The organism is Pseudomonas sp. GW822-FHT06B12 (genome assembly GCF_058799675.1).
The window spans coordinates 1-13,984 of record NZ_JBXALR010000017.1 but is presented as its reverse complement, the minus strand read 5'-3'; the positions used below and the strand labels follow the sequence as shown (position 1 = coordinate 13,984).

General features: G+C 60.8%; 17 protein-coding genes. 8 read left to right on the top strand and 9 right to left on the bottom strand.

All coding sequences use genetic code 11. From position 1 onward, the window contains the following. Positions 1–116 precede the first annotated feature (116 nt). The 3 genes from AC1RKH_RS26410 to AC1RKH_RS26400 are packed head-to-tail and all read right to left on the bottom strand — an operon-like array spanning position 117 to position 2,490. Positions 117–1,040 (bottom strand): 5-oxoprolinase subunit C family protein, encoded by a 924-nt coding sequence (locus tag AC1RKH_RS26410; RefSeq protein WP_493064268.1) that lies wholly within the window; start codon positions 1,038–1,040, stop codon positions 117–119. Further along, complete coding sequence (locus tag AC1RKH_RS26405; RefSeq protein ID WP_493064267.1) at positions 1,037–1,741, bottom strand: 5-oxoprolinase subunit B family protein; 705 nt, start codon at positions 1,739–1,741, stop codon at positions 1,037–1,039. Before AC1RKH_RS26405 ends, AC1RKH_RS26410 begins: the two co-directional genes overlap by 4 nt. Continuing rightward, complete coding sequence (locus AC1RKH_RS26400; RefSeq protein ID WP_493064266.1) at positions 1,738–2,490, bottom strand: 5-oxoprolinase subunit PxpA; 753 nt, start codon at positions 2,488–2,490, stop codon at positions 1,738–1,740. The genes AC1RKH_RS26405 and AC1RKH_RS26400 overlap by 4 nt, the downstream gene beginning before the upstream one ends. A gap of 233 nt (positions 2,491–2,723) precedes the next feature. Here AC1RKH_RS26400 and AC1RKH_RS26395 point away from each other — a divergent pair, with 233 nt between their 5' ends. Then, positions 2,724–3,923, top strand: a complete 1,200-nt coding sequence (locus tag AC1RKH_RS26395) for an MFS transporter (protein ID WP_493064332.1) — start codon at positions 2,724–2,726, stop codon at positions 3,921–3,923. A gap of 53 nt (positions 3,924–3,976) precedes the next feature. On the opposite strand, the gene AC1RKH_RS26390 is transcribed toward AC1RKH_RS26395, so the two are convergent. Genes AC1RKH_RS26390 through AC1RKH_RS26380 form a run of 3 tightly spaced genes read right to left on the bottom strand, consistent with a single transcriptional unit; the run spans position 3,977 to position 5,842 of the window. Further along, positions 3,977–4,519, bottom strand: coding sequence for a DUF2937 family protein (locus AC1RKH_RS26390; protein WP_019692484.1), 543 nt, complete (start codon positions 4,517–4,519; stop codon positions 3,977–3,979). Positions 4,520–4,532: 13 nt separating this feature from the next. Next, on the bottom strand, positions 4,533–5,309 hold the full coding sequence (locus tag AC1RKH_RS26385) for a class II glutamine amidotransferase (protein ID WP_493064265.1): 777 nt from the start codon (positions 5,307–5,309) through the stop codon (positions 4,533–4,535). A gap of 32 nt (positions 5,310–5,341) precedes the next feature. Next, a complete protein-coding gene (locus AC1RKH_RS26380; RefSeq protein WP_493064331.1) occupies positions 5,342–5,842 on the bottom strand; it encodes an MFS transporter in 501 nt (166 codons plus the stop codon). A 100-nt stretch (positions 5,843–5,942) separates the two neighbouring features. Here AC1RKH_RS26380 and AC1RKH_RS26375 point away from each other — a divergent pair, with 100 nt between their 5' ends. Continuing rightward, positions 5,943–7,997: a S9 family peptidase gene (locus tag AC1RKH_RS26375; RefSeq protein WP_493064264.1), complete on the top strand. Its 2,055-nt coding sequence runs from the start codon at positions 5,943–5,945 to the stop codon at positions 7,995–7,997. A 181-nt stretch (positions 7,998–8,178) separates the two neighbouring features. Then, a complete protein-coding gene (locus AC1RKH_RS26370; RefSeq protein WP_123427978.1) occupies positions 8,179–8,652 on the top strand; it encodes a cyclic nucleotide-binding domain-containing protein in 474 nt (157 codons plus the stop codon). Here AC1RKH_RS26370 and AC1RKH_RS26365 read toward each other — a convergent pair. Next, positions 8,649–8,939, bottom strand: a complete 291-nt coding sequence (locus AC1RKH_RS26365; protein ID WP_493064263.1) for a hypothetical protein — start codon at positions 8,937–8,939, stop codon at positions 8,649–8,651. The genes AC1RKH_RS26370 and AC1RKH_RS26365 overlap by 4 nt on opposite strands. A 117-nt stretch (positions 8,940–9,056) precedes the next feature. Between AC1RKH_RS26365 and AC1RKH_RS26360 the strand changes: the two genes are divergently transcribed. The 4 genes from AC1RKH_RS26360 to AC1RKH_RS26345 all read left to right on the top strand — a co-directional run bounded on the left by AC1RKH_RS26360 (position 9,057) and on the right by AC1RKH_RS26345 (position 11,302). Further along, entirely contained in the window at positions 9,057–9,743 is a 687-nt protein-coding gene (locus tag AC1RKH_RS26360) for a spermidine synthase (RefSeq protein ID WP_493064262.1), read from the top strand. Between the two features lie 50 nt (positions 9,744–9,793). Continuing rightward, on the top strand, positions 9,794–10,168 hold the full coding sequence (locus AC1RKH_RS26355; RefSeq protein ID WP_123427983.1) for a YajD family HNH nuclease: 375 nt from the start codon (positions 9,794–9,796) through the stop codon (positions 10,166–10,168). 208 nt (positions 10,169–10,376) lie between these two features. Then, the gene (locus tag AC1RKH_RS26350) at positions 10,377–10,847 is read left to right on the top strand and encodes an RNA methyltransferase (protein ID WP_019692493.1); all 471 of its coding nucleotides are present in this window, start codon (positions 10,377–10,379) and stop codon (positions 10,845–10,847) included. A gap of 77 nt (positions 10,848–10,924) precedes the next feature. Then, on the top strand, positions 10,925–11,302 hold the full coding sequence (locus AC1RKH_RS26345; protein ID WP_493064261.1) for a YgaP family membrane protein: 378 nt from the start codon (positions 10,925–10,927) through the stop codon (positions 11,300–11,302). A gap of 130 nt (positions 11,303–11,432) precedes the next feature. Here AC1RKH_RS26345 and AC1RKH_RS26340 read toward each other — a convergent pair whose 3' ends face one another. Together AC1RKH_RS26340 and AC1RKH_RS26335 are read right to left on the bottom strand one after the other, a co-directional pair. Next, complete coding sequence (locus tag AC1RKH_RS26340) at positions 11,433–12,662, bottom strand: hypothetical protein (protein WP_493064260.1); 1,230 nt, start codon at positions 12,660–12,662, stop codon at positions 11,433–11,435. Between the two features lie 39 nt (positions 12,663–12,701). Then, positions 12,702–13,151, bottom strand: coding sequence for a YcgN family cysteine cluster protein (locus AC1RKH_RS26335; protein WP_071551400.1), 450 nt, complete (start codon positions 13,149–13,151; stop codon positions 12,702–12,704). Positions 13,152–13,308: 157 nt separating this feature from the next. On the opposite strand from AC1RKH_RS26335, the gene AC1RKH_RS26330 reads away from it, so the two are divergent. Beyond that, on the top strand, positions 13,309–13,902 hold the full coding sequence (locus AC1RKH_RS26330; RefSeq protein WP_493064259.1) for a nitroreductase family protein: 594 nt from the start codon (positions 13,309–13,311) through the stop codon (positions 13,900–13,902). Positions 13,903–13,984 lie beyond the last annotated feature (82 nt).

Here is a 13,984-nt window from a genome sequence, read left to right as displayed (position 1 = left end):
TCGCCGCCTGTCAGGGCCCTATCGCGAGCAGGCTCGCTCCCACAGGGGTAAGTGTCGGTCACAAAACGTGTGAGCAACACCGATCCACTGTGGGAGCGGGCTTGCTCGCGAAGCTTTTAGCGGTTGATAAACCTGCGCAAATACTCAACCTGCTGCCAATGCGCCGTCTCTTGCACCACCGGCGCCAACCGGATCTGCTGCCCCGGCAAACACTGCGCCAGCCGCGCCAACGCCAACGGCGTCAGCGCTCCTAACCGCGGATAACCGCCGATAGTCTGCCGATCATTGAGCAGCACGATCGGTTGCCCATCCGGTGGCACCTGAACCGCGCCCAGCGGGATGCCTTCGGAGATCATCGGCTTGCCTTGATACTGCAACGCCGTCCCCAGCAAGCGAATGCCCATGCGGTCGGCACGGCTGTCGAGGGTCCAGACGCGGTTGAAGGCATCGAACAGGCTTTGCCCGCTGAACTCGCCGTGTTGCGCACCGAGCACCAGATCCAGCGGCTGAGTCAGTTTGAAGTCCGGTCGCTGCCCGTGCGGCACCTCCCGCAATGTCTGCGCCAGCCCGGAGTAACTCAACTCGACACCTCGTGCCAGGGCTAGGCCAAAACCGTCCAGACCACCGAGTTCTTCACGCATCACCGTTGCACAACTGCCCAACACTTGCGGCGCGTTGAAACCACCGGGCGCCGCCAGATAGGCACGGGCACCGAGCAAGGGTTGGGTGAATTGCAAACGCTGGCCTTTCTTCAGCTGAAAACTGAGCCACGGTGCCAATGGCTGGCCGTCCAGCAATGCCCCAAGGTCCGCCCCCGCCAGCGCCAGACAGCAATCGTCCCGCGCCTCCAGGGTCAAACCGCCGAGGGTGACTTCAATCACCGCCGCCTCCAGCGAGTTGCCCAGCAGCCAGTTGGCCCAGGACATCGACAGCCAGTCCGCCGCGCCACCCTGGGTCACGCCCAGATGCCGCACGCCGAACCGACCGGCATCCTGCAACAGACACAGTGGCGTGCTGGCTTCGATCGTCAAACGGCTCATGCCTGCACCTCCAGCGGCGTATCGTCGCCGCCCAGATTGACGAATTGGGCATGACTGACCGCCGCAAAACGCACCGTATCGCCCGGTTGCATCAGGCTGTAGCCCTCACGTTCGCGGTCGAACAGTTTGGCCGGGGTGCGACCGATAAGGTTCCAGCCACCGGGCGACACCACCGGATAAGCCGCTGTCTGCCGCTCGGCAATCCCCACGCTACCGGCCGCCACGCGCTTGCGTGGAGTATTCAAACGGGGCGCGGCCAGTACTTCTTCGACCAGTCCCATAAAGGCAAACCCCGGCGCAAACCCCAACGCGAAGACCTGATACTCGCGCTCACTGTGGCGGCGAATCACCTCCTCCACCGCCAGCCCGCTGCGCTGTGAAAGCAGACTCAGTTCAGGCCCGACACTGAGGTCATACCAGACCGGCAACACATGGCATTGACCGCTGGCCTGGGCGTTGGGGGTCAGATCGCTCAAGGCTTCGGCGATCAGTTCCCGTGCCTGAACCGGGCTCAAGGCGAGCAGATCGTAATGCACCATCAGGGTTGTATAGGACGGCACCAGATCGATCAAATGCCCAGCGAACCCTGCACGCAGCCGTTCGCTGGCGGCGAGCATCCACGGCATGTTGGCTTCGGCGATTTCATCGAACAGCCGCACCATCAGGCAATCGATTGCCACCACTTCAACCCTTGGCTTCATGGCGCACTCTGCTGATTCAAAGCCTCACGGATCCGCTGCACGGCCGCCACCGAACTGGCGTTGTCGCCATGGACGCACAGGGTGTTGGCCTGTAAATGCAAGGCGCTGCCGTCGCTGGCGACAAGGCTGTCACCGCGAGCGATGAGCAGCGCCTGTTGAATGATTTTCTCGGGATCGTGATGCACCGCACCCGGCAACTGCCGCGAAACCAGATGCCCCGCGCTGTCATAGGCACGATCGGCGAACGCTTCGAACCACAGCGTCACACCGTACTCATCGCCCATCAGTTGAGCCGCGCTGTTGTCACGAGTCGCCATCAGCATCAACGGCAATTGCCGGTCATACGCCGCGACGGCCTGAATCACTGCCCGCAACTGCGCGGGGTTGGCCATCATGTCGTTGTACATCGCACCATGAGGTTTGACGTAACTCACGCGAGCGCCCTGCGCCCGGCAAATACCGTCCAGCGCACCGATCTGGTAGTGCAAAAGATCCTGAAGTTCCTGTGCGGAGTAGGCCATGGAACGACGACCGAATCCCAGCAGATCCTGATAAGCCGGATGAGCGCCAATCTGCACGCCATGGCTCAGCGCCAGGCTGACGGTCTTGCGCATGATGCTCGGGTCACCGGCGTGGAACCCGCAAGCGATGTTGGCGCAATCAATGTACGGCATCACTTCGGCATCCAGCCCCATGGTCCAGTGACCAAAGCTTTCGCCGATATCGCAGTTCAATAGCAGGCGGCTCACGGTGGGCGCTCCTATAAGCTGTTGTCGTTTTGGCTGCGGGATACTTCTATCTTTCCCGCAGATTATCAGTTACTGCGCATCGGAAACGCTGAAAAGGACCTTTCCCACACCGCAAGCAGGAGTTTCTATCAGTGGCATTATTTTCAAGGAGGTATTCTCTGCGCGCTTTCAGCTAAACACCTGTCCAGAAGGAATCGGACGCGATGCGCGCTCACCTGCAAAAACAGCCGCTATTGCCTGCTGACGGTCGCGCATTGCGGCTGCTGATCATCATCCAGTTGGTCTCTATGGGTGCGATGGAAATGAGCGGCCCGTTCTGGCCCTTGCAGATCCAGCATCTGCTCGGACCAAAGGGCGCCGGTTACACCGCGCTGTTATCGGCGCTGGTCTATGCCGGTCCGATGCTCGCCGCCATGCTCCTGACTCCCGTGTGGGGCCGGTTGGGTGATCGAACCGGACACAAGCCAATGATCGTTCGGGCGTTGCTGGCATTGGCGTTGTGCCAAGGGTTGGCGGCCATCACCATCGACCCGTGGCTGCTGGTGGGCATTCGCGTGATGCAAGGCGCATTGGCCGGGTTTCTCGCCGCCGCGCAAGCTTATGCCCTCGCCTGCTGCGACAGTTCCCGGCGCGGTCACACCCTGGCCCGTCTGCAATCGGCGACCGCCGTCGGCTCGTTGATCGGCCCGGTGCTGGGCGGTTGGCTGATGGATATCTCGGGATTCGCCCTGCTCTGTTATGGCGCGACGGCGATTTGCCTGCTGTGTGCACTGGGGAGTTTTTTCCTGCCGGCCGACAAGGCCCGGGCCTCGACGAAAAAACCGCTTGCGCCGGTGGCCCTGCCCAAAGGCTGGCTCGGTGGAATCTTGCTGGTGATCGTGTTGATTCAGGCCGCGAAGATGATGCCGCAGCCGTTCTACGCGCTGTACGTCGCCGAAATTCTGCACGCACCGAGCTGGCTGATCGGCGCCACTTATGCGGCAAGCGCCGCGACCCTGGCCATTTCCGCTCCGCTGTGGGGACGTCTGTTCGACCGCTGGCAACCGGCCTACACCTTGCGCGTCATTGAAGGCGTCGCCTGGCTGTGCGCCCTGACGCTGGCGGCCACGGCACTGGCCAACGAATGGCTGGGGTTTCTCGTCAGCCGGCTGGTCTGGGGCATCTGGCAAGGCGCCCTGCTGCCCGTCGCCTATGCGCTGATCGCCAACACCGTTGCTTCAAGCCAACAAGGTTTTGCCCTCGGCCTCGGCAACAGCGCGGCCAAGGCTGGCGCCTTGCTCGGTGCCGTGCTCGGCGGGATCGGCATGGGGCTGGTCGGGCTGGCCCACAGCTTCTGGCTGGTGGCGCTGACTTACGTGTTGGCCGCCCTCGGGATTCGCTGGGTACGCTCATTCACCGCAAAAACCACCCCTCGCAATGAAGATGCGTTTTAATCGGTCAGGCCGCGGCAATCGCCGGTTTGCCGGCTCTTGCACTTTCGACGGAGTTACAAGCCGCGCAAATCGCGCTCTTCGATCGGTCGGCTCTGGCGCAGGCGCTTGCCGCCCAACACCACCCAGTCGATCAGGCGGAACAGGCATTCCAGACCGAACGACAGCAACATCGCCCCGCTCAGCCCCCAGCCCATGGCTTCAGGCGTCAGCAGTAGCTGGTAGCTGTAGCCATTCCAGGTTTCCTTGCGAATATCCGGGTCAGCCGCCAACACCACCTGCAAGACGCGGATGTACCACGGGCCCTGCATGGCCTGGAATTGCTTGTCCAGCGCCAATTGGCGAGTGAGCAAGGTACTCAGGCTGTCGGCATCGCTGCGAAACACCGGATCGTCACTGGCACGGTAATGCGCCACCAGAGCTTGCAGGTCGCCCTTGAAGAACTGCTCGGCAGTGCCCTGAAAGCCCCGCAGACCGGTCTGCGCTTCGATCAGATGCGCCTCGACCCGCTTGGCGTAATCGTTGATGAAACCCGGTACCTGCACACCCACCAACAGGCCGATCGCAAACAACACCAGCCGCAAATAACTGAGCAACATAGAAAGGTGTTCCTTATTCGGTCTTGCCCTGGCTGACGCATTCACCGCGTCGCCACAGGCTCCATTGGCCCGGTTCGTAACGGGTCCAGGTTTCGTTTTCGGTCAGGGGTTCGGTGGCAATGACCGTCACCACGTCGTTAGGCGTGGTTTCAGCCTGGAAGTCGACGATCACGTCCACATCCTTCAAGCGTGCCGGACCAAACGGTGCGCGACGGGTGATCTGCGCCAATTTGGTCGAGCAATAACAAAACAGCCAGTCACCATCGCTCAACAGGCAGTTGAACACACCTTTGCTGCGGTATTCGGCGCACGCCGCCACCAGACTCGGTAGCAACTGCTCGACTTCAACCGGCTCCGGGAAGGCTTCACGTACACGATTGAGCACGTCGCAAAACGCCGCTTCGCTGTCAGTGTCGCCAACCGGCCGGTAAAAACTGGCGGTCGGCTGGAAGTCGGCGAGTTGGCCGTTATGCGCGAAACACCAGTTGCGTCCCCACAACTCGCGCACGAACGGGTGAGTGTTGGACAGGCAGACCTTGCCGACGTTGGCCTGGCGGATATGCCCGATCACCACTTCGCTCTTGATCGGATAGCGCTGCACCAGCAGCGCAACTTCGGAATCGCAACTCGCCGCCGGGTCCTGAAACACGCGCAGGCCACGGCCTTCATAGAACGCGATACCCCAACCATCCCGGTGCGGACCGGTTCGACCGCCACGCTGCATCAGCCCGGTGAAACTGAACACGATATCGGTCGGGACATTGGCGCTCATGCCCAATAACTCACACATGCCTGGACTCTCGCTTCAATGCCGGGGCAACGTCAAAGACGGGGTTCGACGCGTGATGAACGCTGGGGGTTGCTCGGAACCGGTGGACGACCGTAACGATCATCGCCAGCACCGCCAAAGGGTTGATCATCATCCGGATCGGCAGCCTTGGCAGCAGTTTTCGCCGCGGCCTCCCGCTCCTTGCGAGCGTTGGCGGCGCGTTCGATGGGAAAGCGGATCAACACAAAGATCAGGTAAATGCCGAAGATGATCATGCCGTACATGAACAGGTCGGAGATCGCGCGCCAGGCGTTGTTACCCACCTTGAACATCAGGTCCAGGGCCGTAATGGCGATGGCCGGGGCGAATTTTTCCTTCACCGGGTCGATGATGGTCGGGCTGAACAACAGCACGGCCACCAGCAGACGCAGTGGTTCGCGCAACCAGCGCCACATCCAGCGGGTAATGCGCATCCACACCAACAGGCAGCCCAAAGCGGCAAAGGCGTAAAGGCCCCAAGCGATCAGATAGTCGTTCTCGGTCATGGTGTCCATGGCAAGGCAGGCAAAGAGGCGCTTATGATAACGGCTTTTCACCGATCAGGCTGCACCGCTGTCTGTGAAGCCCTTTTTGCATAATGCCCGAGAGCCCTTCATGCCCCTATCCGCCCACGTTTGCAGCGCCCCGATTGCCCACAAGGCCGAGGGTGATGACCCGTACGCCTGGCTGCAGGAGCGCGACAGCGCGCAGGTGCTCGACTACCTCAAGGCTGAAAACAGCTACCAGGAAGCACAACTGGCCGACCAGGCCGAGCTGCGTGAAACCCTGTTCAACGAAATAAAAAGCCGGATTCTCGAAACCGACCTGTCGCTGCCCTCCCCGTGGGGCCCGTACCTTTATTACACCCGCACCACCGCCGGTGACGAATATGCCCGGCATTACCGCTGCCCGCGCCCGGCCGACGACAGCCTGCTGGTCGACGAAAGTCAGGAACAACTGCTGCTCGACCCCAACGTGCTGGCCAATGGCGGTTTTTTCTCGCTGGGCGCCTTCAGCATCAGCCCGGACCACCAGCGCCTGGCCTACAGCCTGGATACCAGCGGCGAAGAGATTTACACGCTGTTCGTCAAGGAGCTGTCCAACGGCAAGGTCAGCGAACTGGCGTTCGAGAATTGCGACGGCAGCATGACCTGGGCCAACGACAGCCTGACGCTGTTCTTCGGCGAGCTGGACGACACCCATCGCCCGCACAAGCTGTTCCGTTATCGTCTCGACGGCACCGCCGCCGAAGAAGTCTTCCATGAACCGGACGGACGGTTTTTCCTGCATTGCTACCGCTCAAGCTCCGAACGCCAGTTACTGCTGTCGCTGGGCAGCAAAACCACCAGCGAAGTCTGGGTGCTCGATGCATCGCAGCCACAACAGGCATTCACCTGCCTGGCGCCACGGGTTGAAGATCACGAGTACGACGTCGACCACGGCAAGCTCGACGACCAATGGAGCTGGCTGATTCGCAGCAACCGCGACGGCATCAACTTCGCGCTGTATCAGGCCGCCGACACCGGGGTCGCGCCGAGCGAAAGCGACTGGCAAAACCTGATCCCCCACAGCGACACCGTGATGCTCGATGGCATGAGTCTGAATGCCTCGGCCATGACCCTGAGCTTGCGTGAAGGTGGTTTGCCGATCATCGAAGTTCACTCGCAAGGCCTGCCCGCCTACCGCGTGCAACTGCCGGACGCGGCCTACAGCCTGCATGTGCAGAACAGCCTGGAATTTGCGAGCGACAAGATCCGCCTGCGCTACGAGGCGTTGAATCGCCCGGCGCAGATTCGTCAGCTCGACCTCGCCAGCGGCGAACAGAAAGTCCTCAAGGAAACCCAGGTGCTTGGCCCTTTCGACGCCGATGCCTACGTCAGTCAGCGCCTGTGGGCGACCGCGCCCGATGGCACACAGGTGCCGATCAGCCTGGTGGTCAAACGCGAGATGCTTGGCCAACCGACTCCGCTTTACCTCTACGGCTATGGCGCCTACGGCGAAAGCCTCGACCCGTGGTTCTCCCATGCGCGCCTGAGTCTGCTCGATCGCGGCATTGCCTTCGCCATCGCCCACGTGCGCGGCGGCGGTGAGTTGGGCGAAGCCTGGTATCGCGCCGGCAAACAGGAACACAAGCAGAACACCTTCAGCGACTTCATCGCCTGCGCCGAACACCTGATCGCCAACGGCCTCACCACCTCAAAACAACTGGCCATCAGCGGCGGCAGCGCCGGCGGATTGCTGATCGGTGCGGTGCTCAACCAACGGCCAGAACTGTTCGCGGCGGCGATAGCCGAGGTGCCGTTCGTCGACGTGCTCAACACCATGCTCGACCCGGACCTGCCGCTGACCGTCACTGAATACGACGAGTGGGGCAATCCTGAGGAGCCAGCGGTTTATGATCGGATCAAGGCTTACGCGCCGTACGAAAACGTCAGCGCTCACGCCTACCCGGCGACCCTGGTAATCGCCGGCTACAACGACAGCCGCGTGCAGTACTGGGAAGCGGCCAAGTGGGTGGCCAGGTTGCGAGCGACCAAGTCCGACAACAATCTGCTGTTGCTCAAGACCGAACTGGGTGCCGGCCATGGCGGGATGAGCGGGCGTTATCAGGGATTACGTGACGTAGCCCTCGAATACGCATTTGTTTTCAAGGTATTGGGCATCGCCTGAGGAACTCCGTAAGGCGTACGGGTCTTAACTGTGGGAGCGAGCCTGCTCGCGATGGCGGTGGCACATTCAACATCAATCTTGAATGTGATGGCCTCATCGCGAGCAAGCTCGCTCCCACAAGGGATTGGCAATTACCCACAAAGCCCGAACCAGCAACAGACACAAAAAAGACCGTGACGACATGCCTGAACCGACCTCATTGAACACCGAAATTCGCGACTGGCTGATGGACTGTGGCCTGTTCGATCAGCTGCAACTGGCCGATTTCACGGCGGCTGCCGGCTACTTCAGCATCAGCACCATTGCCCAGGGCGCGGAAATCTTCCATGAGGGCGATGCCGGCAGCTTCATGTGCATCATCCATTCGGGCCAGGTGGCGGTGCAGAAAACCAACAGCGACGGCAAGCGGGTGACAATCGCCACATTGCGCAGTGGTCGGGCATTCGGCGAAATGGCCGTGCTCGATGGCGAACGGCGCTCGGCCAGTTGTGTCGCGGCGAGCGATTGCCAACTGCTCAACCTGGGCAAGGACTCGCTGGAAAAAATGCTCAACGACGCACCGAAAATCGCCGCGAAGATCATCCGCGCCATTGCCGTGTCGTTGTCCAAACGCCTGCGCATGGCCGACGGCCAATTGCTCTCGCAACAGATTTAACCGCCGGGGGATTTGGTTTTTTGCTGGGTCTGCTCAAGCCCCGGCAAGGTCTGATCCTTGGGCGGATTGGGTATTTCGACGGGTGGCAACAAGGTTGCACCGCCGCTGCCACTGCCGGCTTTGGGCACACTGATCGGGGTAATCTGCGGGTACGGCGTGGGGGTTGCCGTGCCGGGTGAGCCGGATGCTGCTGAAGGTGTGGAGGGGACCGCTTGCAACTCTTGCGCTTGCGCTGCACTTATCGAGAGCGCGGCCAACACAATGACCGTTAGAATGGTGCGCTTCATCAATGGCTCCGTTGCCCTTGCTTGTTGCCTCAAGGCTACTCCCAACCGCGCAAGATTGCCCTTCTCAATGCCGGTTTCACCTCCCTGATGCCAATTTCCCTCCTTAAAGAGAGCCCCATGAAACGTTTCGTTCTACTCGACACCACCCCGATTCCCGAAAACGGCGGTGCCCTGTGCCTGTTCGAGTACGGCGAAGACTTCGTCATCAAAATCCAGGGTGGCGATGGCGGACAACTGATGAACACCCGCATGCACGGTTCCGAAGACGCCCTGGCCGAGATCCCTTGCCGCAAGGTCGCCGGCCGGCCGAATTCACGAGTCTTGATCGGTGGCCTGGGCATGGGGTTCACCCTCGCCTCGGCGCTCAAGCATCTGGGCAAGACCGCGCAAGTGCTGGTCGCCGAACTGGTGCCGGGGGTGGTCGAATGGAACCGCGGGCCGCTGGGCGAGAAGTCCGGACGCCCGCTGCTCGACCCGCGCACGGTGATCCGCATGGATGACGTGGCCAAGGTCCTGCAGGCCGAGCCGCAAGGTTTCGACGCAATCATGCTCGACGTCGACAACGGCCCCGAAGGCCTGACCCAGAAAGCCAACAGCTGGCTGTACTCGGCCGGTGGCCTGAGTGCCTGCGCCAAGGCCCTGCGCCCCAAAGGCGTGCTCGCGGTGTGGTCGGCCAGTGCTGACCGGCAGTTCTCCGACAAACTGCGCAAGGCCGGTTTCAAAGCCGAAGAAGTGCAAGTCTTCGCCCACGGCAACAAAGGCACCCGGCACACGATCTGGATTGCCGAGAAGCTCAAGAGCTGAGCTAAACTTGCCTCATAACCGTCATTAGTCTTTTTTACAAAGGTGAACCCATGAGTTCGTCAACGCCTCCCTCCAACACGGCCAAACTGGACCGCATCCTCGCCGACGCCCAGCGCGACCGTGAAATGGGTTACCGCGACAAGGCCCTGAAGATGTATCCGCACGTCTGCGGACGTTGTGCCCGTGAGTTCTCCGGCAAGCGTTTGAGCGAGCTGACCGTGCACCACCGCGACCATAACCACGACAATAACCCGCAGGACGGCTCCAACTGGGAGCTGCTGTGCCTGTACTGCCACGATAACGAACACTCGCGCTACACCGACCAGCAGTACTTCGGCGACGGCTCGCTGAGCACCCCGAAAATTGCCAAGGCGACGCATAATCCGTTTGCGGCTTTGGCGGGGTTGATGAAGAAAGAAGATTAAAGATCTTCAGCGTCTGACCCGGCCTCATCGCGAGCAAGCTCGCTCCCACAGGGGATCTTCTGTGAACACACTATTTGTGATCACCCAAGACCAATGTGGGAGCGAGCCTGCTCGCGATAGCAATCGCCCAGACACCACCAATCTACAAACTGACCACCTTCGACCAATCCCCGTATAATCGCGGTTTTTCTCGAAGGGCACCCCGCTCGTGGCAAACAAACGGTACAGCTGCATTGGTTTGTATAACCCCAAATCACCGGAGAACGTCGGTTCGGTGATGCGCGCCGCCGGCTGTTACGGTGTGGCGTCGGTGTTCTACACCGGCAAGCGTTATGAACGCGCCCGTGACTTTGTCACCGACACCAAGAAAATCCATCACGATATCCCGCTGATCGGCATCGACGACCTGAAGAAAATCCTTCCGCTGGGCTGCGTCCCGGTGGCGGTCGAGCTGGTCGATGGCGCCCGTTCGCTGCCCGAGTACACTCACCCGGACCGTGCGCTGTATATCTTCGGCCCGGAAGACGGCTCGCTCGATAAGGAGATTCGTGAATGGTGCGAAGACGTGGTCTACATCCCGACCACCGGCTGCATGAATCTGGCCGCCACCGTCAACGTGGTGCTTTACGACCGCATGGCCAAGGGCAACAACACCCGTTCCGGTCCAAAATTTCGCTGATACGCTGAACGCGGGATGGAACGAGTCGGTCGCCTGCGCAGTCAGCTTTATATCCATTGCCCCTGAGGAGACTGATCATGAGCGACATCAAACGCGTAGAACGTATCGACTCCACGCCGTTCCAGACGCAACCAGCGCAGAACGTCCAGGGCTGGGAACGTATTGGCTCGCTGGCCGGTGGTGTGGTGATGGTCGGCAAAGGACTGCGCCGCGGTGGCGTATTCGGCCTGATTGAGGTGGCGCTTGGTGGTGTAGCCCTGGCCCGGGGAATCACCGGTCATAGTTCGGCAAAAAGCTTCTTTGAAAAGAGTCGGCAGGACATGGCCAACGTCCGTTCGAAAATCGAACGGACGGGCGAAGAACTGAAAACCCTGAAAGCCAATGCAGAAGCGGCAACCCGTACCGCGACGGTAACGGGCAATGATTCGCTGAAGTCGCCCAAGACCGGGGTTTGATCCGGAAGATGTGGTGAGGCTAATGGCCTCTTCGCGAGCAAGCCCGCTCCCACATTAGGTCATCTGCGTACACAAATCTTGTGAACGACCGAGATCAAATGTGGGAGCGAGCTTGCTCGCGATGGCGGTGTTAACGAAGTAACCCGGTATCCAGCACTTTCGACGACTCGCCGATAATGCTCTCGGCCAGCGTCACAAACGCTTTGGTGCTGACCCGGTCCAGTTGCATGGTGCCGCGTAACATGTCGTCCAGCGAGCGCTTGTTGCGGGTTTTCAGACGAATCTCGCGGTCCAGCTCCTGTAGCAGCAACACCGCTTTGGCGACCTGTGCCGCGCTGAGTTGATCACCGCGCAGAGTGCTGACGTTATGGCTGGCTTTTGCCATTTTGTCTTCCAGCGTCTGATAACGATCATCGCTCATGCCGCCGGCACGGCGCAGCAGTTCAATGGCGTAGTACTCGGCAAAGCCTTCGCTGATCCAGTCACTGCGATCACTGTCCTTGATCCGCCCGAACACCTGGGCCAACTCACGGATCAACGGACTGCTGCCGCTTTCACTGACCAACGGCAAACGACTGTGCAGATAAATAGACTCGTGCCCGGCCAGGCTGCCGCGCCACATCGGATCAGCGGCCCCCACGATCAGCAGCTTGCCGGGATGATGAGGGTATAGCGCCTGCACTTGCGGCCAGACAAAGGTCAGCAGCGTCAACACGTCCATCCGGCGCATGCCCTGCCCTTGCGGCGAGGCAACCGTGACTTCGGTCTCGCCCAGGCGCGTGCGTCGGCTTCCCAGGTTGCCGGCGAGCATCCAGCCTGTAGGCCGGTCGAGCCGCCGAGAAGCATTGTCGATGCGGAAGCGATTCTTGCCGATCCGCGGCCAGGCGGTCTCGACGCTTTTCCAGCCCTCCGGCAATTCGAATTCCAGGCGCGATACCAGTTCGATGCCGTCCTGCTGATCGAGGCGCGCCGCCGGCACCAGATCGTCGCCACGCATCAGCGCCCAATTCGGCGTGATGCGGGTATCGAAACTGGCGTTTTTCAGGGAATGGCTGATGCGTACGCGGTAGGTCAGGCTGGCCTTGTCGGCGGCCGGGCGCCAGACGCCACGTACCAGGTTGCCCGGCGTGAGCTGCCACTGACCATCGGCCTTGAAGTCGCTGTATTGGCTACCGTCGCCCAGATCAAAATCCAGGCTGCGCACCGCCGTGCCCTGCGCCAGAGTCAAGCGCACTTCGGCCTGATCGCTTTGCGGCAACAATCGCACGTGGTAATCCAGATCGACTTTCTTTGCCGCCCACACCGGTGAACTCAGCAGTAAAAGCGACAATGCCAACGGCAGCCTCAACCCTACAGCCATACACACTCCTTCGTGACTTGCCCGTACTACGACAGGTGCTTAACCCGCCCGAAAAATCAGATGATCTTCCCAATCATCCTCAGCCACGCTGCCTTCGGCGAGCATGCGCCCGGACTGGGAGATCCGCTCGTGGTGCACGGCGTCGCGATCGCCGCAAACCAGGTGATGCCAGAGTGGCAAGTCCTTGCCCTCACTGACCAACCGGTAACCGCAGGTCGGCGGCAGCCACTTGAACTGATCGGCCTTGCCCGGCGTGAGCTGGATGCAATCGGGCACTGAATCGCGACGGTTTGGATAGTCGGTGCACTGACAGGTTTTCAGGTCCAGCAGTTTGCAGGCGATACGCGTGTAGTAGACGCTGTTGTCTTCTTCATCCTCAAGCTTTTGCAGGCAGCAAAGGCCACATCCGTCGCACAACGACTCCCACTCCTCTTGATCGAGTTGTTCGAGGGTTTTGCGTATCCAGAAAGGTTCGACTTTGGCGGCCATGGTTCAAGCATCAGCATCAGGTGGTGAAAAGGCCGCCAGTCTAGTGCCCAAGACCCCCGCGGGCCAAGCGCTGGCGACTGTCGGTATAACGGGACTTGTCAGTTTTCACGCCACGAAGTAGCTTTGCGCGTCATAACCGCAGTCAGGAAACTCGTCCATGAGCGCTAATCCCCGCGTTGCCGAATACGCCATTCACCCACAGTTCACTGACCGCTGGTCGCCGCGTGCCTTCACCGGTGAAAGTATCCCCGAAGAAACCCTGCTGAGCTTCTTCGAAGCCGCTCGCTGGGCGCCGTCGGCCTACAACTCGCAGCCGTGGCGTTTTCTCTACGCGCGCCGCGACACGCCGAACTGGGAGCGCTACCTGGGTCTGTTGAACGAGTTCAACCGTAGCTGGGCGCAACACGCCTCGGCCCTGGTGATCGTGATCTCGAAAACCACCTTCACCGCGCCTGGCGCCACCGAAGAAACCCCGGCCCTGTGGCACACCTTCGACACCGGTTCCGCCTGGGGTCATCTGGCGCTGCAAGCCACTATCAGCGGCTGGCACACCCACGGCATGGCCGGTTTTGATCAGGAGCTGACCCGCAAGGAGCTGAACATTCCTGAAGGCTACACGCTGCACGCAGCCGTCGCGATCGGCAAGCTGGGCGACAAGGCAACCCTCGCTGAATACCTGCAAGCCCGGGAAACCCCAAGCCCGCGTGTTCCGCTGAGCGAGTTGGCGGCTGAGGGTGATTTCACTCTGTAAGCCACAGCGAAAAACCAATGTGGGAGCGGGCTTGCTCGCGAAAGCGGTGTGACAGTCAACATCATCGTTGAATGTGAAACCG

Bases quoted from the DNA above. Each gene is read 5' to 3' on its own strand.
- AC1RKH_RS26360 (WP_493064262.1), top strand. From the start codon at position 9,057: ATGAAACGTTTCGTTCTACTCGACACCACCCCGATTCCCGAAAACGGC.
- AC1RKH_RS26355 (WP_123427983.1), top strand. From the start codon at position 9,794: ATGAGTTCGTCAACGCCTCCCTCCAACACGGCCAAACTGGACCGCATC.
- AC1RKH_RS26340 (WP_493064260.1), bottom strand. From the start codon at position 12,662: ATGGCTGTAGGGTTGAGGCTGCCGTTGGCATTGTCGCTTTTACTGCTG.
- AC1RKH_RS26390 (WP_019692484.1), bottom strand. From the start codon at position 4,519: ATGTTGCTCAGTTATTTGCGGCTGGTGTTGTTTGCGATCGGCCTGTTG.
- AC1RKH_RS26380 (WP_493064331.1), bottom strand. From the start codon at position 5,842: ATGGACACCATGACCGAGAACGACTATCTGATCGCTTGGGGCCTTTAC.
- AC1RKH_RS26410 (WP_493064268.1), bottom strand. From the start codon at position 1,040: ATGAGCCGTTTGACGATCGAAGCCAGCACGCCACTGTGTCTGTTGCAG.
- AC1RKH_RS26365 (WP_493064263.1), bottom strand. From the start codon at position 8,939: ATGAAGCGCACCATTCTAACGGTCATTGTGTTGGCCGCGCTCTCGATA.
- AC1RKH_RS26370 (WP_123427978.1), top strand. From the start codon at position 8,179: ATGCCTGAACCGACCTCATTGAACACCGAAATTCGCGACTGGCTGATG.
- AC1RKH_RS26330 (WP_493064259.1), top strand. From the start codon at position 13,309: ATGAGCGCTAATCCCCGCGTTGCCGAATACGCCATTCACCCACAGTTC.
- AC1RKH_RS26385 (WP_493064265.1), bottom strand. From the start codon at position 5,309: ATGTGTGAGTTATTGGGCATGAGCGCCAATGTCCCGACCGATATCGTG.
- AC1RKH_RS26335 (WP_071551400.1), bottom strand. From the start codon at position 13,151: ATGGCCGCCAAAGTCGAACCTTTCTGGATACGCAAAACCCTCGAACAA.
- AC1RKH_RS26375 (WP_493064264.1), top strand. From the start codon at position 5,943: ATGCCCCTATCCGCCCACGTTTGCAGCGCCCCGATTGCCCACAAGGCC.
- AC1RKH_RS26405 (WP_493064267.1), bottom strand. From the start codon at position 1,741: ATGAAGCCAAGGGTTGAAGTGGTGGCAATCGATTGCCTGATGGTGCGG.
- AC1RKH_RS26345 (WP_493064261.1), top strand. From the start codon at position 10,925: ATGAGCGACATCAAACGCGTAGAACGTATCGACTCCACGCCGTTCCAG.